16 protein-coding genes are annotated in these 23,419 nt (G+C 34.4%); 9 read left to right on the forward strand and 7 right to left on the reverse strand.

Annotated elements, in window-relative coordinates:
* Positions 1-30: 30 nt before the first annotated feature.
* The 6 genes from K1X16_RS05405 to K1X16_RS05430 all read left to right on the forward strand — a co-directional run bounded on the left by K1X16_RS05405 (position 31) and on the right by K1X16_RS05430 (position 11,337).
* The gene (locus tag K1X16_RS05405; RefSeq protein ID WP_225035329.1) at positions 31-3,471 is read left to right on the forward strand and encodes a hypothetical protein; all 3,441 of its coding nucleotides are present in this window, start codon (positions 31-33) and stop codon (positions 3,469-3,471) included.
* A gap of 110 nt (positions 3,472-3,581) precedes the next feature.
* Positions 3,582-4,616: a flavin-containing monooxygenase gene (locus K1X16_RS05410; protein WP_225035330.1), complete on the forward strand. Its 1,035-nt coding sequence runs from the start codon at positions 3,582-3,584 to the stop codon at positions 4,614-4,616.
* A gap of 98 nt (positions 4,617-4,714) precedes the next feature.
* Positions 4,715-5,104, forward strand: a complete 390-nt coding sequence (locus K1X16_RS05415; protein WP_225035331.1) for a hypothetical protein — start codon at positions 4,715-4,717, stop codon at positions 5,102-5,104.
* Between the two features lie 69 nt (positions 5,105-5,173).
* The gene (locus K1X16_RS05420) at positions 5,174-9,496 is read left to right on the forward strand and encodes a CusA/CzcA family heavy metal efflux RND transporter (protein ID WP_225035332.1); all 4,323 of its coding nucleotides are present in this window, start codon (positions 5,174-5,176) and stop codon (positions 9,494-9,496) included.
* 2 nt (positions 9,497-9,498) lie between these two features.
* Positions 9,499-10,644: an efflux RND transporter periplasmic adaptor subunit gene (locus K1X16_RS05425; RefSeq protein ID WP_225035333.1), complete on the forward strand. Its 1,146-nt coding sequence runs from the start codon at positions 9,499-9,501 to the stop codon at positions 10,642-10,644.
* A gap of 105 nt (positions 10,645-10,749) precedes the next feature.
* On the forward strand, positions 10,750-11,337 hold the full coding sequence (locus tag K1X16_RS05430) for a DUF3575 domain-containing protein (protein ID WP_225035334.1): 588 nt from the start codon (positions 10,750-10,752) through the stop codon (positions 11,335-11,337).
* A 104-nt stretch (positions 11,338-11,441) separates the two neighbouring features.
* Here K1X16_RS05430 and K1X16_RS05435 read toward each other — a convergent pair whose 3' ends face one another.
* The gene (locus K1X16_RS05435; RefSeq protein ID WP_225035335.1) at positions 11,442-12,983 is read right to left on the reverse strand and encodes a glycine--tRNA ligase; all 1,542 of its coding nucleotides are present in this window, start codon (positions 12,981-12,983) and stop codon (positions 11,442-11,444) included.
* 77 nt (positions 12,984-13,060) lie between these two features.
* A complete protein-coding gene (locus K1X16_RS05440) occupies positions 13,061-13,945 on the reverse strand; it encodes a hypothetical protein (RefSeq protein WP_225035336.1) in 885 nt (294 codons plus the stop codon).
* Between the two features lie 70 nt (positions 13,946-14,015).
* Between K1X16_RS05440 and K1X16_RS05445 the strand changes: the two genes are divergently transcribed.
* Complete coding sequence (locus K1X16_RS05445; RefSeq protein ID WP_317196417.1) at positions 14,016-14,693, forward strand: ComF family protein; 678 nt, start codon at positions 14,016-14,018, stop codon at positions 14,691-14,693.
* Between the two features lie 56 nt (positions 14,694-14,749).
* Positions 14,750-16,360, forward strand: a complete 1,611-nt coding sequence (locus K1X16_RS05450) for an Ig-like domain-containing protein (RefSeq protein ID WP_195870104.1) — start codon at positions 14,750-14,752, stop codon at positions 16,358-16,360.
* On the opposite strand, the gene K1X16_RS05455 is transcribed toward K1X16_RS05450, so the two are convergent.
* From K1X16_RS05455 to K1X16_RS05470, 4 genes are all read right to left on the reverse strand, one after another.
* Positions 16,344-17,126, reverse strand: a complete 783-nt coding sequence (locus K1X16_RS05455) for an amidohydrolase (protein WP_195870105.1) — start codon at positions 17,124-17,126, stop codon at positions 16,344-16,346. The two genes, K1X16_RS05450 and K1X16_RS05455, sit on opposite strands and share 17 nt — an antisense overlap.
* Before the next feature lie 2 nt (positions 17,127-17,128).
* Positions 17,129-17,713, reverse strand: coding sequence for a hypothetical protein (locus K1X16_RS05460; protein WP_225035338.1), 585 nt, complete (start codon positions 17,711-17,713; stop codon positions 17,129-17,131).
* Between the two features lie 67 nt (positions 17,714-17,780).
* Positions 17,781-18,293, reverse strand: a complete 513-nt coding sequence (locus K1X16_RS05465) for a hypothetical protein (RefSeq protein ID WP_225035339.1) — start codon at positions 18,291-18,293, stop codon at positions 17,781-17,783.
* 77 nt (positions 18,294-18,370) lie between these two features.
* Positions 18,371-19,513, reverse strand: coding sequence for a methionine aminotransferase (locus tag K1X16_RS05470; RefSeq protein ID WP_225035340.1), 1,143 nt, complete (start codon positions 19,511-19,513; stop codon positions 18,371-18,373).
* Positions 19,514-19,596: 83 nt separating this feature from the next.
* Between K1X16_RS05470 and K1X16_RS05475 the strand changes: the two genes are divergently transcribed.
* The gene (locus K1X16_RS05475) at positions 19,597-21,735 is read left to right on the forward strand and encodes a S46 family peptidase (protein ID WP_225035341.1); all 2,139 of its coding nucleotides are present in this window, start codon (positions 19,597-19,599) and stop codon (positions 21,733-21,735) included.
* Between the two features lie 247 nt (positions 21,736-21,982).
* Here the strand turns inward: K1X16_RS05475 and ahcY are convergent, their stop codons facing one another.
* Entirely contained in the window at positions 21,983-23,299 is a 1,317-nt protein-coding gene (gene ahcY, locus K1X16_RS05480) for an adenosylhomocysteinase (RefSeq protein WP_195870110.1), read from the reverse strand.
* Positions 23,300-23,419: the final 120 nt, after the last annotated feature.

Below are 23,419 nucleotides of genomic sequence, written 5' to 3' on the forward strand. Positions count from 1 at the left end.
ATTTTTAGCTTAAATCAGTTATTATTCTACATGAAAATTGCTATTTCCTTTCTACTAATGCTATGCGCTTTTTTGGGGTTTTCCCAAGAGCAGAATAGTAATTATATACAAAAGAAAGTAGCTGTTAAAGATTCTATTCAAATTGATTCTGTTAGTATTAATCCTTCACGTTTTACAGTGAAAACCATGGATAATATACTTATTGATTCTACATTATACACTGTCGATTTTCCTAAAGCATTATTGCGTTTTAAAATGCCTACTGAAATCGATAGCATTCAAATAGACTACTTGCGTTATCCAGATTTCTTAACCAAAGTTTACAAACAATTAGATGATGCGGTGGTGATAGAACGGTCTTCAGAATACCAGCAATTATACACCTTACAAAACACCACGAATAAAGATACATTTACACCCTTTGATGGTTTAACAACTTCCGGAAGTATTTCACGAGGTGTCACCATAGGAAACAACCAAAATTCGGTATTAAATAGTGAGCTCGATTTACAGATTTCAGGAAAACTGAGCGATAAAGTATCGTTGAGAGCCTCTATTCAAGATGCCAATATTCCGTTGCAAGAAAGTGGTTATTCGCAACGCCTAGATGAATTTGACCAAGTGTTTATCGAGTTGTTTAGTGACGATTGGAATATACGCGCTGGTGATATTGACCTAGAAAACACGAAAAGCTATTTTGCTAATTTTTCAAAGCGTGTACAAGGGTTGTTGGTCAATGCCAATTTAAGCGATAAGACGTCTGTTTTTGCTTCTGGTGCTTTGGTTCGTGGCCAATTTACCACCACACAATTTACGGCTCAAGAAGGGAATCAAGGGCCTTATAAATTACGTGGTTCTAACAATGAGTTGTACGTCCTTGTGGTTTCAGGAAGTGAAACCGTTTACGTTAATGGTGTGCCGTTACAACGTGGTGAAAACAACGATTACGTTATTGATTATAATGCTGGTGAAATTATTTTTAATTCCACTTTTCCGATAACTTCCGAAATGCGAATTACAGTCGATTATCAATTTAGTGAACGTAATTATTCTAGATTTACCGTTTTTGGTGGTGCTAATTATGAAACCGAAACTTTAAAACTAAATGTCGCCGTCTATTCTGAAAGTGATGCTAAAAATCAACCTTTACAACAGAATCTTTCAACCGAGCAAACGCAAATATTAGCAAATGCAGGTGATGATTTAGATTTAATGACAGCGCCTTCAGCTTCGCCTGCCACCTATTCTGAAAATCGTATTTTATATCGAAAAGAAGTCATTGGCACAGAGGAAATCTATGTGTTTTCTAATAATGCTGAAGATGAATTGTACAGCCTTCGTTTTACTTTAGTCGGCGAAAATGAAGGTAATTACATCTTAAGTAATAGTAATGCCATCAACAATATTTATGAATATGTCGCGCCAATTGCTGGTGTTCCTCAAGGAAATTACGAACCGATTACACAACTCATAGCTCCAGAACGTTTGCAAATTGCCACTGTAAACGGCCAATACAATCCAAGTAAAAACACGGATGTCTTTTTTGAATTGGCAGCCAGTAAAAAGGATGACAATTTATTTTCAGACCTAGATGACAACAACAATGATGGCTATGCCGGAAAATTCACCTTAAAGCAAAATCTTATACAATCAGATAGCCTTTGGAATGTTTCCGCACTTGTTGATGCTGATTTTATTCAAAAGAACTTTAACACCATTCAACGTTTATACAGGGCCGAATTTAATCGGGATTGGAATTTAAATACCTCAGATAATACCGAAGAAATTATCGATTATGGCAACCAACTCTTATTCACCTCTGGACTGCGATTATCGCATGCTAAAAAAGGGATTGCGACATATAATTTTGAACATTTAAACTATTCTGAAAACTTCAATGGAAACCGCCATAATGTTTCGGCTAATTTACGTTTGGGTGATTTTCAGGTGTTTTCAAACTCAAGCCTTTTAAACAACGAAAGCAGCATTAATCAATCAACATTTTTACGCTCGTTTAACCGAGTGGTTTATGGTAAAAACAATAAATGGGCAGGTGCTAAATTTTCAACAGAAGACAACGAACAACGTGTACTTGCAACAGATTCCTTAACGCCTGTAAGTCAGAAATTCAAGGCCTACGAAGCTTTTGTTGGTATTGGTGACAGCACCAAAGTTTACGCCGAAGTGGGTTATGTAAAACGGTATAACGACAGTTTACGAAACAATTCTTTAAAGCGTGTTAACAGCTCTAACACTTATTATTTGAAATCGCGATTGATTCAAAATCAGAATACAAACCTTCAAGTTTTCTTAAATTATAGAGATTTAAAATCGGAAGATAGTAGCGTAGATGATGAACAAAGTTTGAATAGCAGATTGAATTTTAATCAGAAATTGTTCAATAACCTCATCGTCTTAAATACCAGTTTTGAAACCAATTCGGGTACCTTAGCACAACAAGATTTTACGTATGTTGAAGTTGAAGCAGGCCAAGGTGCTTACACGTGGATTGACTATAACGAGAATGGCATTCAAGAATTAGACGAGTTTGAAATTGCCCAATTCGCAGACCAAGGCAGTTATATTAGAGTCCTGTTGCCCAACCAAGTTTTTGTACAAACCCATCAAAATCGATTTGGACAAACCATTACTATAAACCCACAAAGTTGGAGTGTTTCAGAAAATAAATCGAAACAATTTTGGTCCCATTTCTACGACCAAGCCTCTTTTATTGTGGATAGTAAAAAATTTAAAGATGAAAGTTCTTTTAACCTCAATCCTTTTGAAGCCTTAAAAGACGATTTAGATACCGAAGATTTTGTGTCCTTAAATTACAGCATTAGAAATGTGCTATTTTTCAACCGTGGGAAACAACACTACACCACATCATACACCTTTTTAACCAATAAAAGTCGAAACTTATTATCTACAGGTTTTCAGCAAAACAAAACCAACAGTCATCAGTTAAATTTCAATCATAAGTTTAATGTAAATTGGCTGGTAAACACCTTGGCGAGCATCGGAAATGACGACAGTAAAAGCGAGAATTTCACAAATAGAAATTACACTATTGACAATTACCAATTAAAACCAAAACTGAGTTATTTATTTAGCGAAAACGCACAGTTCGATGTGTTTTACCAATACGCCTCTAAGGAAAACACCATAGGAAGTTTAGAATCCTTGGCGCAAAATAATTACGGTTTATCTTTCACTTATAACAACGCTCAAAAAATAGCACTAACAGGAGAGTTTAACTTTTTTGAAAATGAATTTGAAGGGAATGCTAATTCACCTGTTGCGTACCAAATGCTCGAAGGCTTACAACCTGGAAAAAACTTCACTTGGAGTTTATTAGCACAAAAAAAACTGACCAAATACTTAGATTTAAATTTGAATTATTTCGGAAGAAAATCAGAAACCTCAAAAATGATTCATACAGGAACTATTCAGTTGAAGGCGTATTTTTAGATAGATGCATGCCTAAGTTCTTTATCTAACGGCAAGGATATTTAACGACAATCTATTTGTATAAAACCGTTAAAAATGGTATTATGTCCAGATACCAACAAAACAAATTAATGAAAGACTTTGTAATCATAGGTGCCGCACAAGCCGGGCTTTCTATGGCTTATTTTCTAAAACAGAAACAAAAAGATTTTTTAATTATAGACCGCGAAGACCAAATTGGCGCCTCTTGGCTTAACCGTTGGGATTCGTTAAAATTATTTACACCAACAGAGTTTAATCATTTAGTAGGCATGCCGTTTCCGGCTCCAAAAGGCCATTACCCAAATAAATTTGAAGTGGCAGCATATTTTAAACAATATGTTGACACCTTTCAGTTCCCCATTCAGCTTAACACCTTAGCAGAACGTATTGAAAAAAAGAACGACCATTTTATTATAACCACCAACCAAAAAGACATTAGCTGTAAACATGTAATCATTGCAACAGGACCCTTTCATATTCCTTACACACCTGAATTTCACAAAAACCTATCAGATAGTATTTATCAAGTTCATAGCAATTATTATAAAACACCAGCGCAATTACAAAAAGGATCAACTTTGGTAGTTGGTGGAGGTGATAGTGGTTTTCAAATTTTAGATGAAATTTCAAAAAACACCAAAGAAACCACCTATTTTTCGGGAAGTACAGATATTAGAACATTGCCACAAGAAATTTTAGGAAAAACCTTATGGTGGTGGTTTACCATTACTGGGTTTTTAAGTTTTAGTAAAACTTCATGGATAGGGAAAAAGATAAGCGAATCGAAGCAACCCATTATTGGCACAGATGTTAAAAGCATCATCAGCCGAAATAATGTAGAAACGGTTGGACACACACTAGATGCTGAAGCAAACACCATTAAAACAGCTACTAAGGAGCTAACTGACATAAAAAATATCATTTGGGCAACAGGTTATAAACCAAATTTTAAATGGATTGAAAATCTAGAACTCGCTGAAGACGGTTATCCTAAACACCACAGAGGTATAAGCACTACAAAAGGCCTTTACTTTATTGGTTTACCTTGGTTACACACACGCGGTTCTGCAACATTGGGCGGCATTAAAAAAGATGCCAAATATTTAGCCAACAAAATTCTATAACCAACTACAATAGAATCATTTAAAATAATAACTTATTTATTAGCCATGTAACATTTATGACATAATTATTAGCTAAAATTTGTACCTTCGTAAATGTTATGACTAAATTGGTGGCATTTACATATTCACTATTGATACTGTTCCAAAGTTTCAATATCAGCTTAGAAGACTTTTCTAAGTTTGGTGTTTTATTGGAGCATGCGGACTATCATAAAGAAATGTATGGGGACACTTTTATTGAATTTTTAACAGAGCATTATGGTGATGCTAAAGTCACCCACGATAACGACCATAAAGAGCACGAAGACTTACCTTTTAAAGATGCACATCACATTTGTTCGCATATCAGTCCGGTATTTATAAACACGGCTATTACTTACGATTTTACGCAACAAGATTTTGTAAAAATTCCTTTCAACTTTTACTATACAGACTCTCATACTAACTTTGAGAAATCTTCTGTTTTTCAACCGCCTAAACACGCCTAATTCATTTTAGATTTAATCCTGTTTTTTTTCACAAAACAGGCAATCATTATTTCTTAATTTTTATGAATTATGTTAGAATACATTATAAAATTCAGCTTAAAAAATAAGCTAATTATTTTCCTATTTACAGCTTTTATTGTTGGTTTCGGAATCCTTTCTATAACGCAAATTCCTATTGGAGCTGTACCAGATATTACCAACAACCAAGTGCAGGTTATTACCACCTCGCGAAATTTATCAACCCAAGATGTTGAACAATTTATCACCTACCCCGTAGAATTAGAAATGGCGAATTTACCTGGCGTAGAAGAAATTCGTTCGGTATCTAAATTCGGTTTATCCGTCGTCACCATTGTTTTTGAAGACGCTATGGGAACCTACTTACCCAGACAATTAATCGCGGAAAAAATAAAGTCGGCCTCCGAAAAAATCCCTGAAGGTTTTGGTAGCCCAGAAATGGGACCGATTACCACAGGTTTAGGTGAAATTTACCAATACATTTTAGATGTAAAACCGGATTATAAAGACCAATATTCAGCAACTGACTTAAGAACCATTCAAGATTGGATAGTAAAGCGTCAACTCTCTGGAATTCCTGGTGTGGTTGAAGTGAATACTTGGGGTGGATTTTTAAAACAATATGAAGTGGCTATTAACCCGAAGCAATTAAATGCCATGGATATTTCAATTTCTGAAATTTACGAGGCACTCGAAAAAAATAATTCCGTTGCTGGTGGTGGCTATATTGAAAAAAATGATGAAGCCTTTTTTATACGTGGCGAAGGTTTAGTAAAATCTCTAACAGACATAGAAAATATTGTTGTTAAAAACACCAGCACACCAATTTACATCAAAGATGTTGCTAAGGTTGATTTTGGCAGTGCCACACGCTTTGGAGCCATTACCGGAAATGGAGAAGGCGAAAAGGTTTTAGGCCAAATTATGATGATTAAAGATGGTAATTCTAAAGCCGTAATCGATGCCGTAAAAGAACGTGTGACTTCTATTCAGCATACCTTACCAGAGGGCGTTTATATCAATGGTTTTTTAGAACGAAGCGAATTGATAAACAAAACCACATTTACGGTGTCAGAAAATTTAATCCTCGGTTCACTTATTGTCATTTTTGTAGTGGTCTTATTGTTAGGAAATTTACGTTCTGGCTTGGTCGTCGCTTCAGTTATTCCTTTGAGTTTATTGTTTGCGATTTCTATGATGAATGTATTTGGCGTAGATGCCAATTTAATGAGTCTTGGCGCTATTGATTTCGGAATTATTATTGATGGCGCTGTTATCATTGTAGAGTTTATTGCCTTTCGAATAATTTCAAAAAGTGACCAACTAAAAACAATCAACAAACACGAAAGACAGACCGAAATTGACAATATTACCCTAAAAAGTGCTTCAAAAATGATGAATTCGGCCATTTTTGGGCAATTAATCATCCTCATTGTTTTTATTCCTATCTTAACACTAACTGGTGTGGAAGGCAAAATGTTTAAACCCATGGCACTCACCTTTAGCTTCGCGCTCGTTGGTGCTATGCTTTTGTGTTTAACCTATGTGCCCGTAGTAGCATCCTTATTTTTAAAACCTAGCCAACCATCTTCAAAGAATGTTTCGGTACGCTTAATGAATTTTATCAAAAAAGGGTACGAACCTATTATCCGTTGGTCTTTAGCTCACAAAAAAATAGTCCTTAGTCTTTCTGGAGTTTTATTGGTAATAAGTGCATTTATTTTTAGCAAAATGGGTGGCGAATTTATACCGACTCTAGATGAAGGTGATTTTGTAATTCAGCCCGTTCTTAAAACAGGAACCTCCCTCGGAAAAACCATAGAAATCACTACAAAAATAGAACAAATATTAATCGATAATTTTCCCGAAGTCGAACAAGTCGTTTCCCGAATTGGTGCAGCGGAAGTCCCTACCGACCCCATGTCTATGGAAGAGAGTGATGTCATCATTAAACTAAAACCTAAAAAAGAATGGGTTTCAGCAAGTAGCAAAGACGAATTAGCCGAGAAATTTAAAGGTGCTTTAGCAGTAATTCCTGGGATGGAAATAGAATTTACCCAACCTATTGAAATGCGATTTAACGAACTTATTACAGGTGTAAGAGCAGATGTTGCAATTAAAATTTTCGGTGAAGACTTATCGGTTTTAGCCAAAAAGGCCAATGAGGTTAAAACCTTAATTGAACATGTAGATGGCGCTTCGGATATTGTGGTAGAAAAAGTGGAAGGCCTACCACAAATGAGCGTGGTGTACAACAGACATAAAATAGCCCGTTATGGCCTTAACATTTCAGATATTAATAATCTTATTTCTATGGGATTTGCTGGCAAAACCGTTGGGAATGTCTTTGAAGGTGAAAAACGATTTGATTTCGTAGTTAGATTAGATGAAAACAGTAGAAAAAATCTTGAAAGTCTTCAGAACTTATATGTCGATGTGCCCAATGGTAGCAAGATTCCTTTGCGTGAATTAGCGACGATTACTTACACGGAAGGTCCTGCAAAAATTTCGAGAGATGATACCAAACGTAGAATCGTTGTCGGTGTAAATGTTAGAAATAGAGATTTAGAATCGGTAGTTACAGAGGTAAGAACTATTCTCGATACGCAATTACAACTTCCGGTGGGTTACAATATCACATATGGTGGCCAATTTGAAAATCTTCAAAGTGCTAAAGACCGTTTACTTGTTGTAGTTCCCATAGCATTGATTCTAATTTTTGTACTCTTATATTTTGCATTTCATTCCGTAAAAGAAGCATTAATAGTGTATTCTGCCATTCCGTTAGCTGCTGTTGGAGGTGTGTTGTTATTATGGTTACGCGACTTACCCTTTAGTATTTCTGCAGGGGTTGGTTTTATTGCTCTATTTGGTATTGCCGTACTAAACGGTATTGTGCTTATAGAACATTTTAAGGCATTACACGATGAGGAAGGCATGAATGATATTGAAACGCTTGTAAAACGTGGAACAACGGAACGTTTAAGACCTGTATTATTAACAGCTTCGGCTGCGGCCTTAGGATTTTTACCTATGGCCATTTCTACTAGTGCAGGTGCAGAAGTACAGCGTCCTTTGGCCACGGTGGTGATTGGAGGCCTGTTTACTGCCACTATTTTAACCTTAGTGGTCTTACCCGTTCTTTATGCATGGTATAAAAATAAAACAGCCCATAAGATGAATAAAACAACAGTAGTCACTATCCTTGGTTTTCTATTTATGTGGCAAGGCAATGCCCAAACACCTCTTACGGTAGAACAAACTTTAGATGTCGCTATAGCGAATAATGCCCATTTAAAAGCCTCTCATTTAGAAATTGAAAAAAGCGATGCTTTGGTTGCAAGTGCTTTTAATTTTAATAAAACGGCGTTGTATTATAATTATGACGAGAGCAACTTAGCTGCGAACAACGAACCCTTAAAAGTATTTGGAATTGCTCAAGATTTTAAATTTCCAACGGCTTATTTTGCTGATAAAAAAGCGAACAAAGCCAGAGTAGATTTAGAAACCTCTAGATACAACATTCAACTACAACAACTTAAAAAACAAGTTTATTCTAGTTATTATCAATTAGGTTATGCGAAACAAAAGGCAGAAACCTATCGATTTTTAGATAGTTTGTATCATGATTTTGCGCAGAAATCCGCACGACGTTTTGAACTTGGTGAGACCAATTACTTAGAAACCATCACGGCCGAATCTAAGCAAAAGCAATTGCAAACCTTGTATAAGCAAGCACTGCAAGATGTTGTATATTCAAAAGAGCAATTAAAAGCAATTGTGCAAGTCGACACTATTGTTATAATAGACCAGGACTTAGACCAATTAGAATTAAACAGTCCTTCGCTTCAAGATAATTCTGGTTTACGCTATTTCGAAAATGCCGAAAATTACCAGAATGCTCTTTATAAATCCGAAAAGCAAAGTCTTCTACCCGACCTTAGTTTCGAATATTTCCAAGGAACCAACGACCAATTAAATGATAATATTAGAGGCTATCAATTCGGGCTAAAAATTCCCTTATTATTCTTTGGAAATTCTTCAAAAATCAAAGCCTCTAAAATTGCCAAAGACATCATTGTAGAGCAGAAACAAGATTATGAAGTGCAATTAAATTCAAAATACAAATCGCTGCTCACCACACTACAGAAATTTGAAGAAGCTATTCACTATTACAATACCCAAGGCAAACGCTTAAAAAATGAAATTATTAAAACAGCCAATAGAACCTTTAAAGAAGGTGAAATTGACTTTTTTCAATACATCCAAAGTTTAGAAACCGCTACAGACATTGAGCTCACGTATCTCGATAATCTAAATGCGTACAACCAAACTGTTATTAGTATTAATCACCTTATTTTAAATCAATTTTAAAGATGAAATATTTATATATACTCTTATTCGCCATGCTATTTACAGCCTGCGGAAACGAAAAAAACAATGAAGTCGAAGTCGCACCGACAAAAGCAGACCATAACCATATTACCGTTACTAAAGCCCAATTTGAAAGTGAAAACATGGTGTTTGGAAACTTAAGTGAATTCGATTTTAACCAAAGCATCAAAGTCAACGGTATGATAGATGTACCACCACAAAGCAAATCTAGCATTTCAACGTTTATAGGTGGCTACATTACCAAAACACCTTTATTAATTGGTGATAGTGTTACAAAAGGGCAAGCCTTAGTCACACTTGAAAATCCTGAATATGTTGAAATTCAACAAAACTATCTTGAAGTCGCAGAGCAGTTGAATTACTTAAAATCGGAATTCAATAGACAAAAAACCTTGTTTGATGAGCAAATAACCTCAGAGAAAAATTATCTAAAAGCAGAAAGTACTTACAAGAGCAATTTGGCCCACTACAATGGCTTACGCAAAAAACTGCAAATGATGAATATTAGTCCTAAGCAAGTAGAAGCAGGCCGAATTTCATCTCAAATCACGTTGTATTCACCAATATCTGGCGCTGTAAGTAAGGTTAATGTAAGTAATGGGGCTTATGTAGCACCAAGCGATGTAATTTTAGAAATTGTGGATACGGACCACATTCATTTAGAATTGGAAGTTTTTGAAAAAGACGTTATGAAAATCAAAAAAGGTCAAAGCATTCGTTTTCAAATTCCAGAAGCCTCAAATGAAACTTTTGACGCAGAAATTCATTTGGTGGGTACCACTATTGATCCAACAAGCAGACGAGTACAAGTGCATGGTCATGTGCATAATGAAGCGCACAATTTTATTGTAGGCATGTTTGTAGAAGCAGAAATTATCACCGAAAGCAACCAACAAATGGGTTTACCCAAAGACGCTTTAATTCCCTTAGAAGACGGCACCTATGTTTTAATTTTGGACGAAGAAAAAGAAGGTGAATTTCATCTTAAAAAAGTAAAACTGGAAATAGGAAAACAAACTGAAGATGCTGTTGAAGTTTTAAATACAGACGAGTTAAAAAACAAACAACTATTAATTAAAGGCAAAGGTATGTTGCTGAATGAAAGCGAAGGAGGTCATAGCCACTAGAAAATTAAATTTGCATTTTAAACGCAACCTTTTGTTGTATTAGGTATCTATAAAATATAAATTATTGAAACAAATCAAAAATCATCAATCTATCAAAATCAACTTATGAAATCATCACTTTTTGCTCTATTTCTGCTATTTTCTATCTTAACCACTTATGCCCAAACACAAATTGAGGACACCTCTAAAGAGTCAGAAATTTCAACCAACCTGTTAGATTTGGTCATTGCAGGAACTTTAAATGTGAATTATGAGCGTTTATACGACAACAATCAATCGCTATATATTGGTGCTAACTTCTTCGATAGTTATGCATATTATGATGTTGGTTATATTGATAAAACTACAGCTATGAGTTTAAATGCGGCATATCTTGTTTATTTCTCAAAGCATAAAGACCATGCCGGTTTTTTCTTTTTTCCACAACTTAAAGCAAGAACAGGGGAAATTTCGGTGGAAGACAGCTACTATTATTATAATGATGATTTTTCTGAATCTTATGTTGAAGATAAATATACTTATGATGTGTCAGGTATTTCTGCAGGATTTGGGATTGGCCATAAATGGATGTTTAGCAATAAATTCACCTTAACACTTAAAGGTGATGTAGCAAGAAACTTAGGGAATTTTGATACCGATTATTTAAGTAATGTTGAATTACGATTTGGTGTTAACTTTGGTTATCGTTTTTAACAGTTAATATATTTATAAAAACAAAATGTCCAAATGATTAGAATTTGGACATTTTTAGTATTTGAGATTCCTTCCCAATAATTATCGGGATTCGCAGGAAATTATTATTTCATTTTCTTCAGCCAATGCTTCACATCAACCTCAGCTTTTATAATATCTTTTAAATCTTCAATCTTCACACGTTTTTGTTCCATAGTATCTCTATGACGAATGGTAACCGACTGATCTTCTAAAGTATCATGATCTACGGTAATACAGAATGGTGTTCCGTTAGCATCTTGTCTTCTATAACGTCTTCCAACGGCATCTTTTTCATCGTAAGTGACGTTAAAATCCCATTTTAAATCTTCAACAATTTGTTTTGCGATTTCTGGCAAACCATCCTTTTTAACTAATGGTAAAATCGCTGCTTTATTAGGCGCTAAAACTGCTGGTAATTTTAAAACGGTTCTTGTAGTATTGTTGTCTAATTCTTCTTCAACCAAAGCATTTGAAAAAACAGCCAAGAACATACGATCTAAACCAATAGACGTTTCTAAAACATAAGGCGTATAACTTGCGTTATCTTCATGGTCAAAATACTGTAATTTTTTACCTGAAAATTCTTCATGTTGTTTTAAATCGAAATCGGTACGTGAGTGAATACCTTCTAACTCTTTAAACCCAAAAGGAAATCTAAACTCAATATCTGTCGCAGCATCTGCGTAATGCGCTAATTTTTCGTGATCGTGAAAACGGTAGTTCTCTTCACCTAAACCAAGAGATTTATGCCATTTTAATCGTTCTTCTTTCCAATACTCAAACCACTTTAACTGTGTACCTGGTTTTATGAAATATTGCATTTCCATTTGCTCAAACTCACGCATTCTAAAAATAAACTGTCTTGCAACAATCTCGTTTCTAAAAGCTTTTCCGGTTTGTGCTATTCCAAAAGGAATCTTCATACGTCCTGTTTTCTGAACGTTTAAGAAGTTTACAAAAATACCTTGTGCTGTTTCTGGTCTTAAATATAAGTCAATTGCTGTATCGGCAGAAGCACCAAGTTTTGTTCCAAACATTAGGTTAAATTGCTTAACATCTGTCCAGTTTTTACTTCCTGCAACAGGACAAGCAATCCCCAATTCTTCAATTAAGGCTTTAACATCAGCTAAATCTTCTTTTTCTAAAGACTGACCTAAACGTTTTAAAATTGAATTGATTTTTTCTTGATAACCTACTACACGTGGATTAGTTGATAAAAACTCATCTTTATCAAAAGCATCACCAAAGCGTTTTGCTGCTTTTTTGACTTCTTTTTCAATTTTAGTTTCAATTTTAGCACAATAATCTTCCACTAAAACATCTGCTCTATAACGTTTTTTAGAATCCTTATTATCAATTAAAGGGTCACTGAATGCATCTACGTGTCCAGAAGCTTTCCAAGTGGTTGGGTGCATAAATATTGAAGCATCTAAACCCACAATATTATCGTGCATTTGAACCATTGATTTCCACCAATAGTCTCTAATATTTTTCTTTAATTCTACTCCATTTTGAGCATAATCGTACACTGCGCTTAGTCCATCGTAGATTTCACTACTCTGAAACACGTAACCATACTCCTTTGCGTGAGAGATTACTTTTTTAAATTGATCGTCGTTTGCCATAATACTGCAAAAATAAAAAACCGCTCTGACTAACAGAACGGTTTTTCAAAAATTATATGTTTAATTGTATGAATTATTTATTTAAAATTGAGACTTGTACTTCCAAGCTTTACATTTTCATGAAAAACATTAATAAAGTAGCTGCCTTTTAAAAAAGGTTGATCGTCATTATCGGCAACTATTGCAATACAAATTTCTAAATTTTCCTTCTTGTAAGTTACAATTTCTTTATGACTGTAATTTAATGAGGTGCTTCCGAAAAACACTTCACCTTTATCTGAAACAACATTACCCTGAGGACTTACAACTTGTATATAAATATCTTTTTGCCCTTCTATAGACAACGGGTTTTCATTTAAGGTAACACAAACGTCAATGGCATTGGCGCGTTTTGCACGTTCGGTGAATCGCTTTTTACCCGACCTTAACCTGTACGATTGCGCATTAATATTACTAGCTCTTAATACAGCAGCATTATCAATGGTTTTATAAAGCGAATCGTTAACTTCTTCTAATCCGGTAATCGTAACTGTGTTATTCTTAATAGTCTTTAATGCGTAGCGTTTTTCATTCTGCAATTTCTTATTAGCAGAATTTAAAGAATCTATAGTACGAAGCAAAACCTTACTTTTAGATTTTAATACGACAAGCTGATCTTTATATTTAGCAATTATAGATAAATCACTTTTTAACAACCGTAACGAATCTAAAGCATTACTAGTCTCTAATTTCGCAGCTTGGAGCTGAGTTGTCATAAAATTATAGTCTTGGCTAAGTGCGTCATAACTAGATAGCAAATCTGCTAATTCAGTTTCTATCAAAACTTTTTCTTGTTTTAAGAACTCTTCGTAAGCATCAATAGATTGATTTTTATTAAAACTATAAATTCCTAAAACGGTTAAAACGACTAATAAAGAACTAATAATTAATCTATAATTAAATAGCTGAGGGTTAACTATCATTATTAATTTTATTAATTTATAGCGAAATTAGAGCTAATTGAAGTCTGATTTTATTTTAATCGACAAAATGATGAAAAACTTGTTAAACTTGTTCTTTCCTAAGGTTTGTGAAGCCTGCAATAACGTTTTAACCGATAACGAGGTCGTTTTATGTACAACATGCAGACATCATTTACCTGTCACTAATTTTCATTTTGACAATACTGAAGATGTAAAAAAAATAGTTTACGGACGCGTAAAATTAGAAAATGCAACAGCCTTATTACATTTTTCGAAAAAAGGAATTGTTCAGCAAATACTTCATAATTTAAAGTATAGAGGTCATGAAGATATTGGACGGTTTTTTGGCGAATGGCTTGGAGCAGAATTAGCAACTGTAGAGGCTTATAAACACATCGATGTTGTGGTCCCTGTACCTCTATATAAATCTAAGTTAAGAAAACGTGGCTATAACCAAGTGGCGAAATTTGCAAAAGAAATTGCAAACGCACTGCATGCAGACTATAACGACACGGTTTTAATCAAAATAAAATCGACTAAAACACAAGTTTTTAAAGGACGTTTAACACGTTGGAATGACGATGGAGCATTATTTGATATTTCCGAAAACAAATCATTGGAAGGAAAACATATTTTACTCGTTGATGATATCATTACAACTGGCGCAACGGTTGAAGCTTGTGCTACCGTTTTGTTAAAAATTGATAATATTAAGTTAAGTCTTGCAACTATGGCAATTGCGGATTAATTTTTTCGTTTCTAAATAAATTATATTGTTTCTTTGTGCTAAATTATTTTGAATAGATGCGTTTATCATTACTGCGAGTTTTAAGTCTGATTTTAATTGCAATATGCATTGCAAGTTGTGCTAATCGTGGTACTCCAACAGGAGGAGAAATAGATATTTTACCACCAGAAATAACACAAGCTGTCCCAGAAAATTTTTCGACCAATTTTAAAGGAGATGAAATTAAAATTTACTTTAATGAATACGTTAAAATACGAGATCTTAGAAAACAACTTATTGTATCTCCGCCTATGGATACGGATCCTATTGTAACACCAATGAGTGGTGCGAGTAAATACATTACAATTAAAATAATTGATACTTTAGAAGCCAATACAACCTATGCATTTAATTTTGGAGAAAGCATTGTAGATAACAACGAAGAAAACCCTTATCCTTATTATCGCTACGTGTTTTCTACTGGAAGCACTATAGATTCTTTAGCTGTAAAAGGTTATGTTGTAGATGCACTGCAGGAAAAACCAGACACTTTTATTTCTGTAATGTTGTACGAGGTAGATTCTACTTATACGGACTCTATTATTTATAAAGAAAAGCCACGATATATTACTAACACATTAGACAGTGTTACCACATTTAGTATCGATAATATTAAAGCCGGAAAATATAAACTGATTGCGTTAAAGGATGAAAATTCTAATTATTTGTTCAATCAGAAAAACGATAAAATAGGTTTTAAAGAGGACTTTATAACAGTACCAACCGATGACACTTATGAGCTTAAACTTTTTAATGAAGAAGTAAACTATAAAGCCTTTAGGCCATCACAAGATGGTGAAACACGACTTATTTTTCCGTATGAAGGTGATTATGAATCCATGCGAATTAAAGTGCTTGGAGAAACACCTGAAGGTTACAAGTCTCGCATTGTTAAACACCCAACAACAGATACCCTATATTATTGGTACAAACCAAAATTTGAGATTGACACGACGTTCTTTACTGTCACCAATAACAAACAGATAGACACGTTTAAACATCGTTTTAGAACCATAGAAGGAGACTCTTTAACTCTTAAACCTGTTACACAAGGTATCCTAAATTTTGATGAAGATTTTACGATGGAATCTAATATTCCGTTATCTAAAATTGACACTACTAAGATTAAAATAATAAACAAAGATTCTTTAGCGGTACCGTTAAAAGTAGAGTATGATTCTATTTTTAACACGTATAAATTTCCAATTGACAAGCAAGAAGATGAGAAATACAATTTCACTATGCTTCCAGGTGCATTTACCGATTTCTATGAGGGCACTAATAAAGACACTTTAAATTATTCTATTAGAACCAAAATGAAATCTGAATATGGAAATATTAGAGTCAATATTAGAAACGCTAAATTTCCATTAATTGTTCAACTTGTTAATGAACAAGGCAAAGTTATGTACGAACGCTATGCGAAAGATTCGCCTGTTGTAGAATTCAGAAATTTAGTACCAAGACGATACAAATTAAGGGCCATTTTCGACACCAATGAAAATGGAAAATACGATACTGGTAATTTCTTATTAGGTATTCAACCAGAACGTGTTAGTTACTCAGAACCTATAGAAGAAGTGCGCTCTAATTTCGATTTTGTTGAAGAGTTTACGCTTTTAGATTAAACCCGTCTCTATCGTTTAAAAAATTCAGCTTTTCACGGTATTTAGTAATGACATCTTTTTCTAAAACCACGATTGCAGTAGCGTCTTGGTCTTCAGATAAATTATCCATTCTATTTCCTAAAACATCATAAGCTACTGAATGCCCTGAATACTCATGGTTATTACCATCTAATCCTACTCTATTGACGCCAATACAATAGGTCATATTTTCAATGGCTCTTGCTTGCAACAAGGCATCCCAAGCAGCAATTCTTACTTTAGGCCAATTGGCAACATAAATTAAAAGATCGTAGTCTTCAGCATTTCTTGCCCAAACAGGAAAACGTAAATCGTAACAGACCAACGGACAAATTTTCCAACCTTTATAATTGAAAATTACTTTTTCAGTTCCGGCCGTATAGACTTTGTGCTCACCAGCCAAAGTAAAAGTATGACGCTTATCGTAGGTTGTAATTGCGCCAGAAGGCTCAACGCAAACCATTCGATTATAAAACTTATTATTTTCAGAAATTACAAGACTTCCCATAATAACCGCATCCTTATCCTTAGCTAATTGCTTTAACCATGCCATTGTTTTTCCATCCATTGTTTCAGCAACAGATTCAGGATTCATTGTAAAACCAGAGGTAAACATTTCTGGTAAAACAATAAGATCGACACCTGTTGAAATGGCATCGATCTTATGATACAATAAACGCCTATTCTCTTCTGGGTTTTCCCAAGCTAAAGACGTTTGTATTAAGGCTACGTTTAATACGTTAGGCATAGTTACATTTTTTGTTTTGCTTTTGTAAGCTTTTCTGTGAGCTTGTCAATTTTATCAAGCCACTTTCCTTCATCTACAGGTGACAATTTACCTTTTCTTTTTAACTTTTCATATTTCTTCTGAGCCTTTTCTAATTTGTCTTCGGCTTTTTCAAATTTCTTTTGAAGCTTTTCCTTTTTCTTTATTTCCTTCTCAGCTTTCTTTTGTGCTTTTTCTTCCTTTTTCCGTGCCTTTTCAGCTTTTTTATTCTCTTTTTCTAGTTTTTCGGCAACGTCTTCCTTTTTCTTTAAAGCTTTCTCTTCCTCCTTCTTTGCTTTTTTAGCCTCTTTTATTGCTTTAGCTTCTTCCTTTTTTAACTTTTCTGCTTCAACTTTAGCCTTTTCTACAAGTTTAATTTTTTCTGAAATTACAGCAGCTTCTTTAAAAATTAAGGTCTTTTCTTCAAGACTTAAGGTTTCAGTTACATCTTGTCCGTCTTTAAAGATTTTCTCATTTTTTACCTCATAAGTTTTTCCGTCTTTTACAACTTCCTGAGCAAACGAGTTTAAAGATAGGGCTACGAATAATAGGAGTATATAATATTTCATTGTTTTGGAGTTTATTGTTCATTTATAAGACACAAAAATGCTTAAAAAGTAACATCTAAAATTACGTTTAAAGTTTATTTTTTGCTTCATTTACGTCTTCTTTTATTTTTTCGAGTTTTTCTTTCCAGTCTTCGATATCATTAGGTGAAAGTTTACCTTCTTTCTTCAATTTTCTAAACTTATTCCTTTTGTCGTTGTAACGCGCTTTAATTGTTGCGTAATTATCGCGTGCATCTTGTGATTCTTTAAGACTGTCCTCCAATGTTTCTAGTTCTTCTTCTAGTTCCTTTTGCTTATTTTCTGCTGCTTCCTGGATGTTTTCTTGTTCTTCAATGGCATCTTCTAATTCCTTTTGCTTCTTGTCAAAAGCCTTTTTTGCGTTTTCTTTTCTTTCAAGAACAGTATTTATCGCTTCTTTTTCTTCCGCACTCAAGTTTTTAGTGACGTTATTTCCGTCATTTTTAATGGTGTTTCCTTTTACTTCATACACTTTACCTTCATCTGTAATGACACGTTCACTGCTTCCGCAAGACAACATTAAGACTAAAGAAAAGCACATTATTATATTTTGAAATTTCATAGTTATAGTATGTATTGGTTCTATTTTTTTAGACACCCAATAACACATAAAGTCACGATTTTACGAAAGTTTTAACATTAGATCCTATTCATAATTTCTGCCGCTTGTAGTAGTGTTTCATCTGTTTTTGCAAAACAAAAACGCAACACCTTTTCATCTTTCCCATTGTCATTAAATACAGATAGTGGAATTGAAGCCATCTTAAACTCTTTGGTTAATCGTTTTGCAAAATCTACATCGTATTCATCTGTAATCTCAGAATAATCTAAAACTTGAAAATAGGTGCCTTTTGAAGGTTGAAACTTAAAGCGCGATTCTGAAATTAATTTTAAAAACAAATCGCGTTTCTGTTGAAAAAAAGCATTTAAACCCAAGTATGTTTCTGAATCTTGCATATAATCTGCAATCCCTTTTTGCGACGGATGGTGTACCGAAAAGACATTAAACTGATGCACTTTTCTAAACTCTGACATTAAGTAATCTGGCGCACAGCAATAGCCAATTTTCCAACCTGTGTTATGAAATGTTTTTCCGAAGGAAGCCGTTATAAAACTGCGTTGTTTTAAATCTTGAAATAAACAAACACTTTGGTGCTGAGCATCATCAAAAACGATATGCTCGTATACCTCATCACTCAAAACAATAATGTTGGTACCATTTGTCAATTTTTGAAGTTGTAGCATATCCTCTTTAGACCAAATCGTTCCACTAGGATTGTGCGGCGAATTAATAATTATCATTTTGGTTTTAGACGATATTTTTGAAGCCACCTCATCCCAATTCACTTTATAATTAGGTGCTTCTAATTGAACAGCGATTGTTTTTCCTCCATTAATTTCAATAGCGGGTTGGTAACTATCATATGCAGGTTTAAAAATGATAACCTCATCATTTTTGTTTACAAATGCCGAAATAATAGTATATATCGCTTGGGTTGCACCTGCCGTTACTGTAATTTCCTTTTCAGGGTGATAATGGCTTTTATAAAGTAACTCATATTTATGAGCAATCGCCAGACGCAAGTCTAAATTACCAGCCATTGGTGCATATTGATTGTAACCTGTATTCATAGCATTGGCTACCAAATCATTCAACTTTTTCGAACTGGGAAAATCAGGAAATCCTTGTGATAAATTAATAGCATTATGTTGTTTTGCCAAAGCACTCATCACCGTAAAAATTGACGTGCTTGTATTCGGTAATTTAGATTTAAAATTCATGAAATTATATGCTTTATATGCTAAAACATTAAAGATATAAAACAAGCTTTTCTATCTTTACAAAAACTAATAAAATATTAACTATGCGCTTATTAAAAATTCTTTTTCTTTTTGTTGCTTTTCAAGTTTCAGCCCAACAAGGTGGTATGTGGATTCCTTCACTTTTAGAAGGCATGAACGAAGACGAAATGCAAAGTTTGGGTAGTAAATTAACGGCTCAAGATATTTACGATGTTAACAATTCTAGCTTAAAAGATGCTATTGGTCATTTTAATGGTGGTTGTACTAGTGAAGTGATTTCAGATCAAGGTTTAATCCTTACCAATCACCATTGTGGATACAGTCAAATTCAATCGCATTCCTCTTTAGAAAACGATTATTTAAAAGATGGTTTTTGGGCCATGACTAAAGACGAAGAATTACCTAACGAAGGTTTATTCATTGAATTTATTGTAAGTATTCACGATGTATCTGATGTGGTTTTAAAAGGTATAACCGATAGCATGACTGAAAAAGAGAAGCAATCTCAAATTTCTAAAAACAGTAATGCTGCCATGAAAACCTGGCCAAGAGAATCGTGGCAAGATGTAAAAACAAAAGCCTTTTATGAAGGTAATCAATACTTCCTTTTCGTCACAGAGCGTTTTGAAGATATCCGTTTGGTGGGTGCTCCTCCAACTAGTATTGGAAAATTTGGAAGTGACACTGATAACTGGGTGTTTCCACGACATACCGGTGACTTTTCATTATTTAGAATATATGCCGATGAAAATAACCGTCCGGCAAAATACAGTAAGGATAACAAACCATACACACCAAAACACTACCTTCCAGTATCATTAGATGGTGTAGAAGAAGGAGATTTTACTATGGTTTTTGGTTTTCCAGGGACTACAGAAGAATATCTTCCGGCTGTTGCGATTGAGCATATTACTAAAGAATTTAACCCAACCAATATTGCTATTAGAGAATCGGCTTTACAAGTCATTGATGAAAAAATGAAAGCAAGTGACGAAGTACGAATTAAGTATGCATCTAAACAAGCCCGAATTGCTAACTCTTGGAAACGATGGATTGGCGTTAATTTAGGTATCGAAAAAAGTAATGCTGTAGAACAACGTAGAGCCTTTGAAGCTACATTCACTAAAGCTTTAAAAGAAAAAGGATTAGAAGAAAAATACGGCCATATTCTACCAGAATTTGATAAGTTATACAAAGATTTTGCCGCTATAAATATTAAGCGCCGAAACTTTATAGAAGTCTTTTTAACCACCAATGAGTTGATGCAAATGACTTTTAGAGCTTACCAAGTAGAACAAGCTTTAATTGAAAACCCTGCAATACTTGAAAGAGGAAAAGAAGTTTTAACGGGCCAATTAAGAGGTATTCATAAAAACTACGATGCAGATTTAGACAAAGGTGTCTATAAAAATGTCATGCCACTTTATACGGATAATGTAGATGCTTCTATTTATGAAAAAACAGCCTTTACTAATTTAGATTCCGCTTTACAATTATTAGAAGGTGATGCGGAAACCGTGATAAAAAATCTTAACAATGATACGGCCTATGCCTATGCTAAACCTATTATCGCTGAGTTTTTTGAATCGATTAATCCAGAATACGAAGATAAAAACACACCAATTACAGCCTTACAAACACAATACATGACGGCCTTAATGGAAGCATTACCTGAAGAACGTTACTTCCCAGATGCTAACAGTACACTGCGTGTTACTTACGGACAAGTTAGAGGCTATTCGCCAAGAGATGCTGTATATTACAGTCCGGTGAGTTACTTAGATGGTGTCATTGAAAAATACGTTCCTGGCGATTATGAATTTGACGTCCCACAAAAACTGATTGAGTTATACGAATCTAAAGATTATGGTCAATATGCTGACAGCAACGGAAAAGTACCGGTTTGTTTCTTAGGAACGAATCACACTACAGGTGGAAACTCTGGAAGTCCTGCTATTGATGCACATGGAAACTTAGTGGGTTTAAACTTTGACCGTGTTTGGGAAGGGACTATGAGTGACATGAATTACGATCCAGAAATCTGCCGTAACATCATGGTCGATTTACGTTATGTGCTTTTTATTATTGATAAATATGCTGGCGCAAAACATTTGATTGATGAGATGGATTTGGTGCATCCTAAGGCTGATGGCTCTAAGTCAAAGAAAAAGAAGAGGAATAAACGAAAGAAACGTAGTTAGTTAGCAGTTAACAGCTATTATTAGAAACGAAATTTATTAGACCTCATCGTTTTTTAACGGTGAGGTTTTTTTGTGTTTGACATTTTCGCTTCTCGATACAATTCCTCATTCTTCGGAATCACTCGAAGTGACACTCTGATTTCACATTAAATGTAAAGAACAAAAAAATCCCAAACATTGCTGCTTGGGATTTGAGATTTAATTTTTGGAATTTAGACTAAGAGATTCCTGCTTTCGCAGGAATTTGTTAGTATCTGTAATGCTCAGGCTTATAAGGTCCTTCAACCTTAACACCAATATAATCAGCTTGATATTCTGCTAATTCAGTTAGCTCAACACCAATTTTTTCTAAGTGTAATTTCGCTACTTTTTCATCTAAATGCTTTGGTAACATGTACACGTCATTCTCGTACTTGTCACTGTTTTTCCAAAGTTCAATTTGTGCTAAGGTTTGGTTGGTAAACGAGTTACTCATTACAAAACTTGGATGACCTGTTGCACAACCTAAGTTTACTAAACGACCTTCAGCAAGAACGATAATATCATTACCATTCACATTGTATTTATCAACTTGTGGCTTAATGGTGTCTTTAGTATTGCCATGCGTTTTGTTTAACCAATCCATTTGGATTTCGTTATCAAAGTGTCCAATGTTACAAACAATAGTTTTGTCTTTCATGGCCTCAAAATGCTCAGCTCTAACGATATCTTTGTTTCCAGTAGTTGTAATAACAATATCAGAGTTACCAACAACAGTTTCTAATTTCTTCACTTCAAAACCGTCCATTGCCGCTTGTAAAGCACAAATTGGGTCAATTTCTGTAACCGTAACAATAGAACCAGCACCTTTAAAAGAAGCAGCAGTTCCTTTACCAACATCACCATAACCACAAACCGTTACACGTTTTCCGGCTAACATAATATCAGTTGCTCTACGAATCGCATCTACTGCAGATTCTTTACAACCATATTTATTATCAAACTTAGATTTTGTTACAGAATCATTAACGTTAATAGCTGGCATAGTTAAAGTACCATTTTTAACTCGCTCGTATAATCTATGAACTCCAGTAGTTGTTTCTTCAGACAATCCTTTAATTCCAGCAGATAACTCTGGGTATTTATCTAAAACCATGTTGGTTAAATCACCACCATCATCTAAAATCATGTTTAATGGCTTACGATCTTCACCAAAGAATAAGGTTTGTTCTATACACCAATCAAATTCTTCTTCAGATAATCCTTTCCATGCATAAACTGCAGTTCCTGCAGCAGCAATGGCAGCAGCAGCCTGATCTTGCGTAGAGAAAATATTACAAGAACTCCAAGTCACTTCTGCACCTAAAGCTTGTAACGTTTCTATTAAAACCGCAGTTTGGATCGTCATATGCAAACATCCTGCAATACGTGCACCTTTTAAAGGTTGCTCGTTTTTATATTCTTCACGCAAACTCATTAAGCCTGGCATTTCTGCTTCAGCCAATTCAATCTCTTTTCTTCCCCAAGCCGCAAGCGACATATCTTTTACCTTATTAGGTACGTAAGCAACTGTTTTTGTACTCATATCTTTTTCTTTGTTTTTATATTTTAAAACGCCTTTGGGTTTAACACTTAAATAGTTAAATTCGCTACATCAAAAATGCCAAATTCGCCTTAGGCGATGCAAAGATAATCATTATCATTA

The organism is Winogradskyella sp. SM1960 (genome assembly GCF_020179375.1).
In the GTDB taxonomy this organism is placed as follows: Bacteria; Bacteroidota; Bacteroidia; order Flavobacteriales; family Flavobacteriaceae; genus Winogradskyella; species Winogradskyella marina.

Coding starts and splice junctions, on each gene's coding strand:
- K1X16_RS05405 (WP_225035329.1), top strand. CDS start 31: ATGAAAATTGCTATTTCCTTTCTACTAATGCTATGCGCTTTTTTGGGG.
- K1X16_RS05410 (WP_225035330.1), top strand. CDS start 3,582: ATGAAAGACTTTGTAATCATAGGTGCCGCACAAGCCGGGCTTTCTATG.
- K1X16_RS05415 (WP_225035331.1), top strand. CDS start 4,715: ATGACTAAATTGGTGGCATTTACATATTCACTATTGATACTGTTCCAA.
- K1X16_RS05420 (WP_225035332.1), top strand. CDS start 5,174: ATGTTAGAATACATTATAAAATTCAGCTTAAAAAATAAGCTAATTATT.
- K1X16_RS05425 (WP_225035333.1), top strand. CDS start 9,499: ATGAAATATTTATATATACTCTTATTCGCCATGCTATTTACAGCCTGC.
- K1X16_RS05430 (WP_225035334.1), top strand. CDS start 10,750: ATGAAATCATCACTTTTTGCTCTATTTCTGCTATTTTCTATCTTAACC.
- K1X16_RS05435 (WP_225035335.1), bottom strand. CDS start 12,983: ATGGCAAACGACGATCAATTTAAAAAAGTAATCTCTCACGCAAAGGAG.
- K1X16_RS05440 (WP_225035336.1), bottom strand. CDS start 13,945: ATGATAGTTAACCCTCAGCTATTTAATTATAGATTAATTATTAGTTCT.
- K1X16_RS05445 (WP_317196417.1), top strand. CDS start 14,016: ATGAAAAACTTGTTAAACTTGTTCTTTCCTAAGGTTTGTGAAGCCTGC.
- K1X16_RS05450 (WP_195870104.1), top strand. CDS start 14,750: ATGCGTTTATCATTACTGCGAGTTTTAAGTCTGATTTTAATTGCAATA.
- K1X16_RS05455 (WP_195870105.1), bottom strand. CDS start 17,126: ATGCCTAACGTATTAAACGTAGCCTTAATACAAACGTCTTTAGCTTGG.
- K1X16_RS05460 (WP_225035338.1), bottom strand. CDS start 17,713: ATGAAATATTATATACTCCTATTATTCGTAGCCCTATCTTTAAACTCG.
- K1X16_RS05465 (WP_225035339.1), bottom strand. CDS start 18,293: ATGAAATTTCAAAATATAATAATGTGCTTTTCTTTAGTCTTAATGTTG.
- K1X16_RS05470 (WP_225035340.1), bottom strand. CDS start 19,513: ATGAATTTTAAATCTAAATTACCGAATACAAGCACGTCAATTTTTACG.
- K1X16_RS05475 (WP_225035341.1), top strand. CDS start 19,597: ATGCGCTTATTAAAAATTCTTTTTCTTTTTGTTGCTTTTCAAGTTTCA.
- ahcY (WP_195870110.1), bottom strand. CDS start 23,299: ATGAGTACAAAAACAGTTGCTTACGTACCTAATAAGGTAAAAGATATG.